Origin of the sequence: Luteimonas deserti (assembly GCF_013425765.1) — a bacterium.
GTDB classification, from domain to species: domain Bacteria; phylum Pseudomonadota; class Gammaproteobacteria; order Xanthomonadales; family Xanthomonadaceae; genus Luteimonas; species Luteimonas deserti.
In genome coordinates, this window is record NZ_JACCJZ010000020.1 from 570,332 (window position 1) to 584,156 (window position 13,825).

General features: G+C 68.7%; 13 protein-coding genes. 9 read left to right on the forward strand and 4 right to left on the reverse strand.

Annotated elements, in window-relative coordinates; all coding sequences use genetic code 11:
- Positions 1-28 precede the first annotated feature (28 nt).
- Positions 29-1,225: a ubiquinol oxidase subunit II gene (gene cyoA / locus H0E82_RS15260; protein ID WP_180546314.1), complete on the reverse strand. Its 1,197-nt coding sequence runs from the start codon at positions 1,223-1,225 to the stop codon at positions 29-31.
- A 185-nt stretch (positions 1,226-1,410) separates the two neighbouring features.
- On the opposite strand from cyoA, the gene H0E82_RS15265 reads away from it, so the two are divergent.
- The 6 genes from H0E82_RS15265 (at position 1,411) to alr (ending at position 7,137) form a co-directional block, all read left to right on the forward strand.
- Positions 1,411-2,730: an MFS transporter gene (locus H0E82_RS15265; protein ID WP_180546315.1), complete on the forward strand. Its 1,320-nt coding sequence runs from the start codon at positions 1,411-1,413 to the stop codon at positions 2,728-2,730.
- 358 nt (positions 2,731-3,088) lie between these two features.
- Positions 3,089-3,526 carry a 30S ribosomal protein S6 gene (gene rpsF / locus H0E82_RS15270; RefSeq protein WP_180546316.1) on the forward strand — a complete coding sequence of 146 codons (438 nt, stop codon included), beginning with the start codon at positions 3,089-3,091 and terminating at the stop codon, positions 3,524-3,526.
- Between the two features lie 11 nt (positions 3,527-3,537).
- Entirely contained in the window at positions 3,538-3,768 is a 231-nt protein-coding gene (gene rpsR, locus H0E82_RS15275) for a 30S ribosomal protein S18 (protein WP_055247656.1), read from the forward strand.
- 88 nt (positions 3,769-3,856) lie between these two features.
- Complete coding sequence (gene rplI, locus H0E82_RS15280; RefSeq protein WP_180546317.1) at positions 3,857-4,309, forward strand: 50S ribosomal protein L9; 453 nt, start codon at positions 3,857-3,859, stop codon at positions 4,307-4,309.
- Between the two features lie 244 nt (positions 4,310-4,553).
- Entirely contained in the window at positions 4,554-5,954 is a 1,401-nt protein-coding gene (locus H0E82_RS15285) for a replicative DNA helicase (protein ID WP_180546318.1), read from the forward strand.
- 94 nt (positions 5,955-6,048) lie between these two features.
- Positions 6,049-7,137 carry an alanine racemase gene (gene alr / locus H0E82_RS15290; RefSeq protein ID WP_180546319.1) on the forward strand — a complete coding sequence of 363 codons (1,089 nt, stop codon included), beginning with the start codon at positions 6,049-6,051 and terminating at the stop codon, positions 7,135-7,137.
- A gap of 19 nt (positions 7,138-7,156) precedes the next feature.
- Here alr and H0E82_RS15295 read toward each other — a convergent pair whose 3' ends face one another.
- The 3 genes from H0E82_RS15295 to H0E82_RS15305 form a co-directional block, all read right to left on the reverse strand.
- On the reverse strand, positions 7,157-7,627 hold the full coding sequence (locus H0E82_RS15295; protein ID WP_180546320.1) for a YbaY family lipoprotein: 471 nt from the start codon (positions 7,625-7,627) through the stop codon (positions 7,157-7,159).
- Positions 7,628-7,688: 61 nt separating this feature from the next.
- The gene (locus H0E82_RS15300; protein WP_180546321.1) at positions 7,689-8,528 is read right to left on the reverse strand and encodes an endonuclease/exonuclease/phosphatase family protein; all 840 of its coding nucleotides are present in this window, start codon (positions 8,526-8,528) and stop codon (positions 7,689-7,691) included.
- Positions 8,528-10,309, reverse strand: coding sequence for a M14 family metallopeptidase (locus H0E82_RS15305; RefSeq protein WP_180546596.1), 1,782 nt, complete (start codon positions 10,307-10,309; stop codon positions 8,528-8,530). The genes H0E82_RS15300 and H0E82_RS15305 overlap by 1 nt, the downstream gene beginning before the upstream one ends.
- A 136-nt stretch (positions 10,310-10,445) precedes the next feature.
- Here H0E82_RS15305 and H0E82_RS15310 point away from each other — a divergent pair, with 136 nt between their 5' ends.
- The 3 genes from H0E82_RS15310 (at position 10,446) to H0E82_RS15320 (ending at position 13,819) form a co-directional block, all read left to right on the forward strand.
- Positions 10,446-12,080, forward strand: a complete 1,635-nt coding sequence (locus H0E82_RS15310; RefSeq protein WP_235974332.1) for a POT-type proton-dependent oligopeptide transporter — start codon at positions 10,446-10,448, stop codon at positions 12,078-12,080.
- Between the two features lie 19 nt (positions 12,081-12,099).
- Positions 12,100-12,714, forward strand: coding sequence for a rhomboid family intramembrane serine protease (locus tag H0E82_RS15315; protein ID WP_180546322.1), 615 nt, complete (start codon positions 12,100-12,102; stop codon positions 12,712-12,714).
- A gap of 127 nt (positions 12,715-12,841) precedes the next feature.
- Positions 12,842-13,819 (forward strand): hypothetical protein, encoded by a 978-nt coding sequence (locus H0E82_RS15320; protein WP_180546323.1) that lies wholly within the window; start codon positions 12,842-12,844, stop codon positions 13,817-13,819.
- Positions 13,820-13,825 lie beyond the last annotated feature (6 nt).

Here is a 13,825-nt window from a genome sequence, read left to right on the forward strand (position 1 = left end):
CTGGATGTCGTGGTGGCCGAGCGCCGCGTCAGCGGCGGTCGGCCTCGGCGTCGGTCCCGGCCTTGCCGGGCGCGCCTTGCGACTGGGGCGTCTGATCCCGGCGGGCGGGCTCGGTGCCTTCGTCGATCTCGCTTTCGCTGGTGGGCTGCGGAGTGTCGTCCTCGGGCGACACCGGGCGCGGCTGGAAGCCCTGCGGCTCGGTGTCGCGCGCGTCGCGGCCGGCCTCCGGGAACGTGGCGCCCTGCGCCTCGATCGGAAGGTTGGCGTGGCGGTTGTCGTAACGCAGCCGGGCGTAGTTGTCCCGGCTGGCGACGCCGCCGCCGCCCATGCGGTCGATGTGCAGCATCTCGTGCATGCACATCGTGCCGGGGGCCACGCACATGTTGAGGATCGCCTCGTAGAGCGCCGGGTCGACGTCGGTGAAATAACGCACCGGCTCGCGCTCCGACGGCTTCTCGAGCTCGAGGTACTCGTCGCGCCCGAAGGCGACGCCCTCGGCGCGCACCTTCGCCACCCACGCGTCGAAGCCGTCCTGGCTCATGCCGTGGAAGTTGAAGTTCATGTGCGAGAAACCGTCGCCGCTGTAATTGGCCGAGAAGCCCTTGTAGACGCCTTCGTGGTTGATCACCGCGTGCAGCTTGGTCTCCATGCCGGTCATGGCGTAGATCTGCCCGGCAAGCGCCGGAATGAAGAACGAATTCATGATCGAGGACGAGGTGATCTTGAACTGGATCGGCACGTTGACCGGCGCGGCCAGCTCGTTGACCGTCGCGATGCCCTGCTCGGGGTAGAGGAACAGCCACTTCCAGTCGAGCGCGACCACTTCCACCACAAGCGGTTCGATACCCTCGGGTACGGGCGTGTTCGGGTCGATCCGGTCCAGCGGGCGGTAGGGATCGAGCTTGTGGGTCGCGATCCAGGTCACCGTACCCAGGACCAGGATGATCGCCAGCGGCGCCGACCAGATCACCAGTTCCAGGCGCGTGGAGTGGTGCCAGTCGGGCGCGTACTCGGCCTCCTTGTTCGACGCGCGGTATTTCCACGCGAAGAAGAACGTGAGGAAGATCACCGGCACGATGATCAGCAGCATCAGGACGGTGGACAGCACGATCAGGTCGCGCTGCTGGACGGCGATGTCGCCCGCGGGACTCATGACGGTCCAGTCGCATCCCGACAACAGGAATGCCACCGACAGCAGCGCAAGGGCTCGGAGTGTGGAGTTCATTGGGTGATCGACGGCAAAGGGGAGGGCGTACGAATTGACGGATGCGCTACGGCGCGGACGTTAGTGTTGGATGCATCCGGACCGGCCGTGCTGCCGCGCGTCTTGCTCCGCGGGGCCGTTTCGGGTTCACAATGCAACGTGCCACCCATTATCGCCCATAAACCGACCGGAGAGAGAGCGCGCAGATGAGCCGAGCCGCAGAGCAAGCCACCACCGGACTGGACGACGCGCCCGAGACCGACGATTTCGAAGTCTCCCCGGGCAAGATCGCCTTCCCCGTGGTGATGGGGCGCACGTCGGAGTTCTTCGATTTCTTCGTGTACGGCATCGCGTCGGTTCTGGTGTTCCCGTACCTCTTCTTTCCCGACAGCGACCCGGTGCAGGCCACGCTGAAATCGTTCGCGATCTTCTCGCTGGCCTTCATCGCGCGTCCGATCGGCTCGCTGGTGTTCATGGCCGTCGACCGCAACTTCAGCCGCGCGGCCAAGCTGATCGGCGCGCTGTTCCTGCTGTGCGGCTCGACGATGGCGATCGCCTTCCTGCCGAGCTACGCCCAGGTCGGCATGCTGGCGCCGGTGCTGCTGGCGGTCTTCCGCTTCGGACAGGGTCTGGGCTGGGGCGGCGCCTGGGACGGCCTGCCCTCGCTGCTGTCGCTGAGCGCGCCGGCCGAACGCCGTGGCTGGTACGCGATGATGCCGCAGCTCGGCGCCGCGATCGGCTTCATGCTCGCCTGCGGGTTCTTCTTCGTGTTCGTGCGCGCGCTGAGCCCGGAGGACTTCATGGCCTGGGGCTGGCGCTTCCCGTTCTTCGTCGCGCTGGCGCTGAACGTCGTGGCCCTGTTCGCACGGCTGCGTCTGGTCATCACGCCCGAGTTCGTGCGTCTGTTCAACGAGCGCGAACTGCAGCCGCGCCGGGTCTTCGAGACCATCCGCACCCATCCCCGGCAGGTGTTCGTGGGCGCGCTGATCCCGCTCGCCACCTACGCGATGTTCCACCTGGTCACGATCTTCCCGCTGAGCTGGGCGACGCTGTTCACCGATCACGACGCATCCGATTTCCTCGGCAGCCTGTTCCTGGGCTCGATCGTCGGCGGCTTCGGCATCATCCTGTCGGGCCTGCTGGCCGACAGGCTGGGCCGGCGCATGCAGCTGGCGATCGCCGCCGTGCTGATCGCGCTCTTCAGCTTCGTCGCCGCGCCGCTGCTCGGCTCCGACACCACGGCCGGGCGCACGACCTACGTGGTCCTGGGCTTCGCCCTGCTGGGCCTGTCCCTCGGACAGGCGAGCAACGCGATCGCGTCGCGCTTCGAAAGCATCTACCGCTACACCGGCGCCGCGGTGACCTCGGATATCGCCTGGTTGCTGGGCGCGGGCTTCGCGCCACTGGTGGCCTTGTGGCTGTGCAGCGAATTCGGCCTGGCCTACGTGGGCTACTACCTGCTGTCCGGCGCTGTGGTCACGCTGGCGGCGCTCGCCTTCAGCCGGACCCTGCAGACCGTGCGCTGAGCCACGCGCCGACGCCGTGCCGAAAGGCACGGGGTCGGTGGCGCGGCGGTGGCGGGCAGCGGCAGACACGGGGTCGGATCCAGGCGCCACCGGCGGTGGCGGAGAGGGGGAGGGGCACGGGTGCGCGCATGCGCGCCCGCATCGGCCCGGGCGCCATTGCACCATTGATACGGCGGTCGGGCGCTGCGACCGAATGTCGCAGCGCCAGGCGCGCTTGCCCGGCGGCCCGCCATCTGTGAGAATGCCCGGCTCCCTGCGCCTTGCGCTGAGGGAGACCCTTGCCCCACCGTCCGCCGCGACGGGGGGCTATCCGGACCGCCGCCGCATCGGCGCGGTCGATATCCGAAAGGAAACCACCATGCGTCATTATGAAGTCGTGTTCCTGGTCCATCCGGACCAGAGCGAGCAGGTCCCGGCGATGATCGAGCGTTACAAGTCGATGATCGAGGGCGCCGAAGGCACCATCCACCGCCTAGAGGACTGGGGTCGCCGCCAGCTGGCGTATCCGATCAACAACCTGGTCAAGGCGCACTACGTGCTGTTCAACATCGAAGTCGGCCAGGCCGGCCTCGACGAGCTGGTCGAAGCGTTCCGCTTCAACGACGCCGTGCTGCGCCACCTCGTGGTCCGCCGCGACGAGGCCGACACCGAGCAGTCGCTGATCATGAAGAACAAGGACGACAAGGGCGACAAGCCCGAGCGCGGCGAGCGTCGTCGTCGTGACGACGAGGGCGAGACCGCCGGCAGCGATGCCGAGGGCACCGCCGACAAGTCCGATTCCGCCGAAGCCGCCTGAGGATCACGCTCATGTCCAAGTTTTTCCGCCGCCGCAAGTTCTGCAAGTTCACCGCCGAGGGCGTCAAGGAGATCGACTACAAGGATCTCAACACCCTGCGCCAGAACCTCACCGAGAACGGCAAGATTGTGCCGAGCCGCATCACCGGCACCAAGTCGAAATACCAGCGTCAGCTGGCGACTGCCGTCAAGCGCGCGCGTTTTCTGGCGCTGATCCCGTACACCGACAACCACAACGTCTGAGGCGCGCGAGCACCCGACGCATCTTGTCCGGTTCGGACAGCAACCGTTGCGGCGCCGATGGCGCCGCTAACGAATACGGAGCAACACCATGCAACTGATCCTCCTGCAGAAGGTCACCAACCTCGGCAACCTCGGTGACAAGGTCAACGTGAAGCCGGGCTACGGCCGCAACTTCCTGGTGCCCCAGGGCAAGGCCGTGCCGGCCACGGCGACCAACATCGCCGAGTTCGAGGCGCGCCGCGCCGAGTACGAGGCCAAGGCGCAGTCGCAGCTCGACGAGGCGCAGAGCCGCCTCGCCAAGCTGGAAGACGCCAGCGTGACGATCTACGCCAACGCATCGACCGAGGGCAAGCTGTACGGTTCGGTCGGCCCGCGCGAGATCGCCGAGGCGCTGACCAAGGCCGTCACTCCGGTCAACAAGTCGGAAGTGGTGCTCGGCGAAGGCGCGTTCCGCAACACCGGCGAATACGAGGTGGTGATCCATCTCCACGCCGATGCCGAGACGACCGTCAAGGTCGTGATCCAGGGCGAGGTCGCCTGATCCCGTCGGGATCGCAACCGCTTCGCGGAACGGGCGCCCCAGGGCGCCCGTTTCGTTTACGGCGCCCTGATTGCGCGCCGTGCGCGTGGAGCGGCGGCCGCACCTGCGACGCGTCGCATCCTGCGCGACGCCGCGCGCGCATCCTGCGTGCTTATCCACAGGTTGTGGGGTCGCGTATCCACAGCCTGCCGCACTAGCATCGACCGCCGCGTCCCGATGCGCGGCGCTTCCGGTGAACCCGTCCATGTCCGCACGTCCCGAGTACCGCAACGACCACCGCGCCGATTCGCGCGTCGAACAGCTGCGCATTCCACCGCAGTCGATCGAGGCCGAGCAGGCCGTGCTCGGCGGTCTGATGCTCGTGCCCGATGCCTACGACCGCATCGCCGACCTGCTGGTGTCGGAGGACTTCTATCGCCGCGATCATCAGAAGATCTACGCCGCGATCCAGGAACTGGCCGAGAAGAGCCGGCCGTTCGATGCGGTCACGCTGGGCGAGTGGTTCGAATCCAACGGCCTGTCCGAACTCGTCGCCGGCGGCGCCTATCTCGGGGAGCTGGCGAGTACCACCCCCTCGGCCGCGAACATCCGCGCCTACGCCGAGATCGTCCGCGACAAGGCGATCCTGCGCCAGCTGATCGACGTCGGCACCGAGATCGTCAACGACGGCTTCCAGCCCGATGGCCGCGACAGCAGCGAAATCCTCGCCAAGGCCGAGCAGCAGGTGTTCAAGATCGCCGAGGCCGGTGCGCAGGGACGCACGGACTTCGTCGCGATCAACAAGGCGATGGCCGACGCCTTCGACGTGCTGCAGACCCGCTACAACAACGGCGGCGGTGTCACCGGTCTGCCGACCGGTTACAGCGAGTTCGACGAGATGACCGCGGGCCTGCAGCCCACGGACCTGCTGATCCTCGCCGCGCGTCCGGCCATGGGCAAGACGACCTTCGCGCTGAACATCGCCGAGTACGCGGCGATCAAGACCAAGAAGGCGGTCGGTGTGTTCTCGATGGAAATGTCGGCCAGCCAGCTCGCGCTGCGCCTGATTTCATCCAACGGCCGCATCAACGCCACGCGCCTGCGCACCGGCCAGCTCGAGGACGAGGACTGGAGCCGGGTGAGCAGCGCGATCCGCATGCTCAAGGAAACCAAGATCTTCATCGACGACACGCCGGGCCTGTCGCCCGACGTGCTGCGCGCGAAGTGCCGGCGCCTCAAGCGCGAGCACGATCTCGGCCTGATCGTCATCGACTACCTGCAGCTGATGTCGGTGCCGGGCAACAGCGAGAACCGTGCGACCGAGATCTCGGAGATCTCGCGCTCGCTCAAGGGCCTGGCCAAGGAGCTCAACGTGCCGGTGATGGCGCTGTCGCAGCTCAACCGCTCGCTGGAAACGCGCGCCGACAAGCGTCCGGTGATGGCCGACCTGCGCGAATCCGGCGCGATCGAGCAGGACGCCGACGTGATCGTCTTCATCTATCGCGATGACTACTACAACAAGGAAACGTCGCCGGACAAGGGCCTGGCCGAGATCATCATCGGCAAGCAGCGTAGCGGCCCGACGGGCTCGGTGAAGCTGAAGTTCTTCGGTGAATACACCCGGTTCGACAACCTCTCGCACGATTCCGTCGGCAGCTTCGAATAGCGTCCGCGCGCCGATCACGCTGCCCGCCGTGTCCGCGGCGTGCGTGCGCAGGCAGAATAGGCGGCGCTTTCCACCGCATTCCACAAGCGCCCGCATGGCCCGCCCGATCACCGCCACCATCCACACCGATGCTTTGCGCCACAACCTGCAGGCGGTGCGCGCGCGCGCGGACGGCCGCCGGCTAATGGCGATGGTCAAGGCCGACGGTTACGGACACGGCCTCGAGACCGCTGCCCTCGCGCTGGCCGGGGCGGATGCCTTCGGGGTGGCCGCGATCGAGGATGCGGCGCGCATCCGCGCAGCCGGTTTGCGCCAGCCCGTGCTGGTGCTGTCGGGGTTCGACAGCGCGGACGATCTCGACCAGCTGCGGGCCCTGGGTGCCGAGGCGATCGTCCATCACGCCGCGCAGCTGGAGCTGCTCGAGCAGACCGACGGTCCGCCGATCCGGGTCTGGCTGAAGATCGACACCGGCATGCACCGCCTGGGGTTTCCGCCCGGGCAGGTACGCGAGGCGTACGCACGGCTGCGCGCCGCCAGGGGTGTGACCGGCGAGATCGTGCTGATGACGCATTTCGCGAGTTCCGACGAGTTCGATGCCCATTCGCGCAACGGCGCGCAGACGCCCGCGCAGTTGCGCGCGTTCGCGGCGGCGACCGAGGGCCTCGAAGGTCCGCGCTCGCTGGCCAATTCGGCGGCGGTGCTCGGCTGGCCCGACAGCCATGGCGACTGGATCCGCCCCGGCGGCGCGCTCTACGGCATGTCGGTGGTCGCCGGGCGCACGGGCGCCGCGTTCGGTCTGCGTCCGGCGATGACCTTCGAGACCCGGCTGCTGGCGGTGAACCGCGTGGCGAAGGGTGAGCGCATCGGCTACTCGGCGACCTGGGAAGCGCCGGAGGACATGCCGGTCGGCGTGGCGGCCGTCGGCTACGGCGACGGCTATCCGCGGCTCGCCCCGGCCGGCACCCCGGTGCTGGTCAACGGTCGACCGGCGGCGATCGCCGGCCGGGTGTCGATGGACCTGATGACGATCGACCTGCGCGGCCAGAGCGCGGCCCGCGCGGGGGATCCCGTGGTGCTGTGGGGCGAGGCGCTGCCGGTGGAGACCGTCGCCGAGGCCGCGGGGACCATTTCGTACGCGCTGACCTGCGGCATCACCCGGCGCGTTCGCTTCGTCAACGCCTGAGGGGCGTCGGCCCGACGGATCATTCGGGCTGGACGTGGCGCAGCCGCACGCGGCCGATATGCACGTCGGTGCTGTCGTCGCCGATGGTCAACGGAACACGCGTGTCGGTGACGAAGCGCAGGGCGCCGTCTGGCATCGTCAGCGAGGCATGCAGGCCGTATTGGCCTCCAGCGCGCAGCCGCTGCCGCGGCACGTCCAGCTCGAACGCGTACGGCCCGTTGCCGACCGTGCTCACCTGTTCGGCGATCACCGCCTGCGGGGAGTCGGCCAATTGCGTGTCGATCACCTGCACGCGCAGCCGGTTGCCTTCCGGCAACAGCATCTTCTCGAAGTACATCGCCTCGCCGTGCACGCGCACCTGGGCTCCTGTCGCTGGCGCCGTCCCGGTGGGGGGCGTGGCCCCGGTGGCGGACGGGTGCGTCTGGCAGGCGGTCATCAGGGCGGCGACCGAGAGCGGCAGGGCGAGGAAACGGACCAGGGTGCGCGACATGGGGTGTCTCCGTGACGGAACGCGGGACGGCCAGCCTGCCGCCGGCGTGCGGAACACAGGCTCAACGTGACGCACCAACGGGGCGGGGCGTCACTTCGACATAGACGCCGAAGTGGTCCGAGGGCCAGGTGCCGGCCGCGTCGGGGGTATCGACCACGATGCGTGCGTCGCGGACGTCGAACCGGCCGGCTTCCGCGAACACCAGATCGATCCGGCCGCGCAGATCGGGGAAGAAATGCGGATTGAGCGTGGTCGGCGTCGTGGGCCCGGCATCCGGGTGGTGGGCCTGGTAGACATCGACGAACCCGGCGAGGCTCTCAAGCTCCGCAGCGCCGGCCCGGGCGTTGAAATCGCCCATCACCAGGATCGGTGCATCGCCCGTCGAACGTGCGATCCAGTCCGCGGCGTCCTCGAGCTGGCGTCGGCGCACTGTCGCGCCGTTCTGCGCCGAATGCAGATGGGTGAAGAACACCTCGACCGGCTGGCCCCGGAACACGACGCGCGCACGGCCCATGCTGCGGCCGTCCTCGTATGGGGCCAGCCGCGTCCAGTCGCGCGCCTGCACGGGCAATCGAGTCAGCAGCGCATTGCCGTAGCGGCGCGCGCGGTCTTCGCCGTCCACCGAGACGAACTGCACCGAGTGTCCGAGCGCGGCAGCCAGCGTCTCGGCCTGGTTGGGCAGCGTCTCCGTCTGCAGCACCTCCTGCAACGCGATGACGTCGGCATCGAGCGCACGCAGTTGCGCCACGATCAGCGGCAGGCGCGCCGGCCAATCGGCGCGGTCGTGGTAGATGTTGAGGGTCACCACGCGCAGCCCGGGCGCGGCCGCGGCGCCACGTGCGGGCGCGCCGGCGCAGGCCGCCAGGAGCAGGGCGCAGGCCGCGGCCAGCAGGAGCCGCATCAGCGTACCGGCGCGCGTGCGACGCGCAGGACCGGGTAGAGGTTGAGCCGCGTATCCCAGGCGCTGTGGCGACGATAGAAGAACTCGAGCCGGGCTTTCGGGTCGCCCGCGAACGCCGGGTCCTCGCGCAGGCGTGCCTCGAACTCGCGGCGCAGCGCCGGATCGGCCGTCAGCATGTCGCGTGCGACCTGCTCGGCGACGTAGTCCTCCATGTACTCCTTGCGCTCGAAGTGGGTGTTGAACCGGCCCCAGGCGAGCAGCGAATCCGGCGCCTGCGGCTCCAGCAGGGCCGCCACCAGGCGTGCCTTCGGCTGGGCGATCGGGACATAGAGCGCACCGGCACCGACGTCCGCCGACTCCCGCGCCCAGGCGCCTTCGACCGTGAGCCGCTGGTGGCCCTCGACCGACGTGCTCGAAGGCGTGGCCAGCGTCGCGCGGAACGCTTCGACCGCAAGTCCGGGGCGCGCGGCGTCGAGCGGCGTGTAGACGATGCCGTGGTGCCGCAGCGCCGCACCGACCCAGGCGGCGTGTGCAGCCGGCACCACGTAGCCCGCCCGCGGCAGGGTCACGCTCGACGAGGGTTCCACCCGGTCGCGCAGTGGCACGCGCCAGATCTGCGGCGTGGTCTCGTCGTAGCGCGTCATCAGCGCGCCCGAGACCTCGGACTGTGTCCGGGTGTAGGCATACCCGCGGAACTCGATGGTGCGCGCCGGTCCGGACGTGCGGAAGTCCAGCGCGAGCGGGCGTCCGCCGAGCGCGGCCGCGCGCCGGTCGGCCTGGCCCACGACGTCGAGCCAGGCGCGTCCGTTGCGCGCGATGTGCTCGAGGACCGAGATGATCGTGTTGCGGGTGATGCGCACGCGCACCGGGTAGTCCTTCCACGAATGCGTCTCCACCAGCATCGCCAGGCGGTTGCGCAGCGGGAAGTACCCGGTGGAGAACCGCGGCGTGGAAACGCCGTCCTCGAACCCGGAATCGGGCTCGTCGTGGCGCACGAAGGACGGGTAGAACGGCAGCGGCAAGGAACCCTGCGCGGCGAGATCGGCGATCACGCCATCGCGGAAGGCGAGCCCGATCCGCCGCAGGGCCGCATCACCCGCGTGCACCGGCTCCACCTGGATCGAGATGTCGTGCTCGAACTGGGCGCCGTTGGTGGCGTGCAGGTCGATGGTCGCCAACGGATCCCAGTCTTCGACCAGCGCCAGCATCGCCTGCATTTCCGGGCTGTCGGCCTTGGCGTAGTCCCGGTTGAGGTTGAGGTTCTGCGCGGTCGTGCGCCAGCCCATCTCGCGCGGACCGCGCTGGTTCGGGCGGTTCCACGCACCGAAGCGCTCGTGGCCGTCGACGCTGAACACCGGAACGAACACCAGCACCTGACGGTCGAGAACGCCCGGCGCGGCCTCGCCCGCGAGCACTTCGCGCAGCGCGAGGAAGCCCGCATCCTTGCCGTCGATCTCGCCGGCGTGGATGCCGCCCTGGATCAGCACCACCGGGAGCCCGGCGGCGCGCGCCGCCGCGGGCGTGAGCGCGCCGCTGCGGGAGACCGCCAGCGCCTTCATCGGGCGCCCCTCGGGCGACACCCCGAAATCGAAGCAGCGCACGGCATCCGGATAGCGGCGCTCGAAGGCGGCGCACAGCGCGATGGTCTCGTCGTAGCGACCGGTTTCGGTGAACCCGCTGCGCTCGGCGTGGGTGGACAGTTCCGCAGGTGGGCTGGCGCCCGCGGGCAGCGCGGCAAGAAGCATCAGCGGCAGCAGCGCACGGCGCGCAACGGAGGGCATCGGCATGGGCGGGCAACGGGCGGGGAACGGGCCCCGGATGGTACCCGAGGCCCGTGTCCCGGCCGCGCGTGGCCGGGGCGTCGCGCGCGCCCGTCAATCGACTACGCTTGCCGCCTTTCCACCGCCGGCCGCGCCGATGTCCATCCCCGCCCACCCCTCGGATCCGGCCGCCCCCGGCCGCATGCCGCGCCAGATCGGCTACATCATCGGCAACGAGGCCTGCGAGCGTTTCAGCTTCTACGGCATGCGCAACATCCTGGTGCCCTTCCTGATCGGCTCGGTGCTGCTCGGCTACCTGCCGCAGGGCAGCGAGCGCGACGCGGCGGCGAAGGACATCTTCCACATGTTCGTCATCGGCGTGTACTTCTTCCCGCTGCTGGGGGGATGGCTCGCCGACCGGTTCTTCGGCAAGTACCACACCATCCTGTGGTTCTCGCTGATCTACTGCGCCGGCCACGCCTGCCTGGCGTTGTTCGAGAACAACGCCAACGGGTTCTACACGGGGCTGTTCCTGATCGCGCTGGGTTCGGGCGGCATCAAGCCACTGGTGGTGTCGTTCTGCGGCGACCAGTTCGACCAGACCAACAAGAGCAGGGCCAAGCTGGTCTTCGACGCGTTCTACTGGATCATCAACTTCGGCTCGTTCTTCGCGTCCTTGCTGGCGCCGCGCCTGCTCGACATCTACGGACCGGCCATCGCCTTCGGTGTGCCGGGCGTGCTGATGTTCATCGCCACCGTGGTGTTCTGGCTGGGGCGCAGGCATTACGTCAACGTGCCACCGTCGCGGCAGGATCCGGATGCGTTCTCGGTTGTGATCCGAACGGCGCTGCGCGCGCAGGCGCAGGGGCAGGGCCGCCCGGGCCTGCTGGTCGCGATGGTCGGCGTGGTGTCGGCGGTGGCGATGCTGCTGCTGTGGGCGCTATCGGCGACGGTCGCACTGCCGTGGTGGCCCACCAGTTTCGGCTTCGTGATCACCGCCTGCCTGTCGCTGGGCGTGATCATCGCGCTGGGCGGCTGGGGCGCGTCGATGCAGCTCGAACGCGCGCGCGGCGCGCATCCGGATGCCGCGGTGGACGGCGTGCGCGCCGTGCTGCGGATCCTGATCGTGTTCGCACTGGTCACCCCGTTCTGGTCGCTGTTCGACCAGAAGGCCTCCACCTGGATCATCCAGGGCCGGGAGATGATCGTCCCGCACGCGGCCTGGTGGTGGCCGAGCTGGCTGATCGACAACCCGGCGCAGATGCAGGCGCTCAATCCGCTGCTGGTGATGCTGCTGATCCCGTTCAACAACCTGGTGCTGTATCCGCTGCTGCGCGGCTGGGGCGTCGACGTGACCCCGCTCAAGCGCATGGGCTGGGGCATCGCGATTTCCGGCACCTCGTGGATCGTCGCGGGCGTGCTGCAGCTGTGGATCGACGACGGCCAGCAGGTCTCGCTCGCGTGGCAGTCGCTGCCGTATCTGCTGCTGACCTTCGGCGAGGTGCTGGTGTCGGCGACCGCGCTGGAATTCGCCTACAGCCAGGCGCCGCAGGCGATGAAGGGCGTGATCATGGCGTTCTGGTACCTCACCAGCACCTTCGGCAGCCTGTGGGTCCTGATCACCAACGCCGGGGTGCGCAACGAGGCGGTGACTGCGTACATCGCCTCGACCGGCCTGAGCGAGAACGCCTTCCTGATGTTCTTCTTCGCGGGCTTCGCCTTCGTGGCGGCGCTTGCGTTCGGGGTTTACGCACGCCGCTATCCGATGCAGGACAATTACCGCATCGCATGACCCTGGATGCAGCACGCCCATGAATGCCGGACCCGTCACCCTCATCCTGATCGCGATCACCGTGCTGGTGTCGTGGCAGGCGTTCGAGCGTCCGCAGCTGCTGGCGCGATTGATCCTGTGGCCGCCGGCGGTGGACCGCTACAAGCAGTACGACCGCCTGCTCGGGCACGGCTTCATCCACGCGGACTGGCAGCACCTGCTGTTCAACATGATCACGCTGTTCTTCTTCGGCGGCACCATCGAACGTGCGTTCGCGCCCTACATCGGACCGGTGGGCTTCCTGCTGTTCTACCTGTCGGCGATCCTGGTCGCGATCCTGCCGACCTACCTGCGCCACCGGCAGGATCCCAATTACCGCAGCCTGGGCGCGTCCGGCGCGGTGTCGGCGGTGCTGTTCGCATCGATCCTGATCAACCCGTGGGCACTGCTGCTGGTGTTCTTCATCCCGATGCCGGCCATCGTGTTCGGCGTGGCGTACATCGGCTACAGCATCTGGATGGACCGGCGCGGCGGCGACAACATCAACCACAGTGCGCATCTGTGGGGCGCGGGTTACGGCCTTCTGTTCACTGCGATGATGGAGCCGCGGATCATCGGCGTGTTCCTCGAGCGTCTCGCCTCGCCTTCGTTCTGAGCCATCACCGGCCCGCGCGCGGCACACGCGCGCGCTGCCCACGTCTTCGGCGACGGCGCCGATCACCGCTCTTGCATCGGTTGCGTGATATTGCTGCGGGCACATCCAAACGTTGGAGTGCGAATCCATGGCAGTCACGCGTGCCAAAGCCACCAGTCTGCTCAGCTCGACCGAGATGGGTCTTTTCGATGACAGCCGGGCCAACGCGCTGCGCGCCCACAGCGATGCACAGCTCGCGCGGTTGATCACCCGCGCACGGACCGCGCGCGACCGCGCACGTGATCTCGAGAAGCGGCAACGGCTCGCACTGCGCACAGCGACCGGCAGCAAATCCGGCCGCGCGGGGCAGGGCAATGCCCGCAGCGGCGAGAAGGCCGAGTTGTTGGCCGACATCCTGACCCGGCTCGAGTCGCAGCAGCAGACCCGCACGCCGCAGGCGAAGCGCGGCGCGCCCGCGAAGGCGACGGGCGCCGCTACTCCGGCGGTGAAGAAGACCGCGAAGAAGGCCGCGAAGAAAGCGTCCGCCGGCAGAGCCGCAACGAAGAAGACGTCTGCGAAGAAGACCGCCTCCAGTCCGGCCACGACCACGCAGGCTGCATCGAAGAAAACGACCCGTGCGCGCACGGGTGCCACGGATGCATCCCGCGCCGACAAGGCCCCTGCCAAGGCAACGAGTACCTCCGGCCGCGCGGCCAAGGCGTCTTCGCCGCGTGCGGCCGGACGCAACCGGGCCGAAGGTCGCCCTGCGGAGTCCACCAGCGGCCGGACGGGCCGCGGGAGTGCGGGATCGCGCGGCGGGGCCGCGCGAGGGGAGGGTGCCAGCGCGACGAAGCCGGGCGGCAAGCGGCGGATCTCCCCAGAGCGTGCGCTCGCCAATACCCGCGAACTGCTCGAGCGGCAGGCCCAGGACGCGGCCCAACCCAAGCCCTGGGAAGGCATCTCGGCCGAGGGGACTGCGCAGCAGGCACCCGGTTTCCAGTCCGGCCAGGCGCGTTCGCGTGCGCTGGACCTGCATGCGGGCGAAATCCGCCAGACCTCCATCCAGGGCAGCATCAGCACGCGCGACCGGAAGAACCAGGGCAAGCGCGACCACCGCTCGAAGTAAGGGGCC